This window comes from Nocardia carnea, assembly GCF_029868855.1.
GTDB classification, from domain to species: Bacteria; Actinomycetota; Actinomycetes; order Mycobacteriales; family Mycobacteriaceae; genus Nocardia; species Nocardia carnea_A.
On sequence record NZ_JARWOV010000144.1, the window covers coordinates 1 to 1,604 of the forward strand.

The window sequence follows — 1,604 nt, forward strand, 5'->3', positions numbered from 1 at the left end:
GGTGGGGGCCCGCGTGCCCCCCCCCCCCCCCGGGCCCCCCCCCCCCCCCCCCCCCGGCCCGCGCGGCCGCCGCCGGGGCCCCCCCCCCCCGGGAGGGTGCGGATTTTCGCTGGGTTCGATCTGGTCTGAGGCGACCACACCGCCGGACGGAGCCGGGCAACACCGAGAGGTACCTCATCGGTGGCTGCAGCCGTTTTCGGGCGCTGATTTATGGCCGGCCACCGCCATAGTGGACTCGAGTTCGCCGTGCCGCGATCGGCACAGGAGGTCCTCCGGCCCCGAACGGACCGAGCCGGCGGTGAGCAGCCGCCGCGCTGTGGTTCACGGGCGCTGGAAGGGGTTTGCCGGCGCGCGAGGACGATAGCCGCGCTCCGCTGTGATGATCTGCGGGCATATCCGGTGCTCAGTCGGCGTGGGGCGAGACGCTGCGGTGAGCGGGCCGGGCTGTGGTGAGCGGGCCGGTGAGCATGGCCGTGCCGGCATCGCGACCGGGTGGTTCCGGGGTGGTGACCGGCGTGTCGCGGCCCGGCTACGGCTCGGTGTGGCGCACTCGACGTGCTGGACGCCGGGAGTACGGTACGGCCCGTGACCACCACAGTCGAACCCCCCGAACATGTGCGGGCCACATTCGGTCTGCGCGAACTGGCCCCGGTCGCGCTCGGCGATTGGGAGGGCGGCTGGCGCCTCGGTGATGTGGTGCTCAGCCCGGTCGCCGATCATGCCCGGGCCGCGTGGTCGGCCAAGATACGGGAAAGCCTGCGGGTGGACGGGTTACGGCTGGCCCGTCCGGTGCGGGCCACCGACGGGCGGTACGTGGTGTCGGGGTGGCGTTGCGATACCTATATGCCCGGGTCTCCGGAGCCGCGGCACGACGAGGTGGTCTCGGTATCGCTGCGGCTGCACAAGGCCACCGCCACCCTGGACCGGCCCCGGTTCCTGTCCCAGCCGCCGGTGACACCGTGGCTGGACGTGGATGTTTTCGTGGCCGCGGACCGGGCGGCCTGGGAAGCCGTACCGTTGCGTACGCTGCGCGCGGCGGGGGCGGTGATGGAGAATTCGCCGGACGGCCGGCACAGTCTGGACTTGATCGGCCAGTTGGCCACGCTGCGCAAACCGGTGCGTACCCCGGCCCAGCTGGTGCACGGTGATCTTTTCGGCACCGTGCTGTTCGCCGGGGCGCAGACTCCCGCGCTCACCGATATCACCCCTTACTGGCGGCCGCCCGCCTGGGCGGCGGGGGTGATCGTGGTGGACGCGCTTTCCTGGGGCGGTGCGGACGAGGGGCTACTCGAACGCTGGGCCGATCTGCCCGAATGGCCACAGATGTTGTTGCGCGCGGTGATGTTCCGGCTGGCCGTGCATGTGCTGCATCCGCGGTCGACGCCGGAGGCGTTACCGGGATTGGTGCGTACCGCCGATATGGTCCGGTTCCTGCTGTAACCGAGCTGCCGAGTGGGCCGGCGGGGTTCGTCCCGGCCGGCCCACACGGATCCGTCGTGAGATTATAGCGTTGGCCCAGGCACGCACCCGGGTCACGGCGAAGGACGAACGGCGCAAGAACCACCACGCGCCACCCGCCCACCCCCCCAACCCTCCCGCCCAAT

1 protein-coding gene is annotated in these 1,604 nt (G+C 71.8%); it reads left to right on the forward strand.

Going from position 1 to position 1,604, the window contains the following annotated elements:
* Positions 1 to 585 precede the first annotated feature (585 nt).
* Entirely contained in the window at positions 586 to 1,440 is an 855-nt protein-coding gene (locus tag QH195_RS13700; RefSeq protein WP_280420243.1) for a TIGR02569 family protein, read from the forward strand.
* The last annotated feature ends 164 nt before the right edge of the window (positions 1,441 to 1,604 follow it).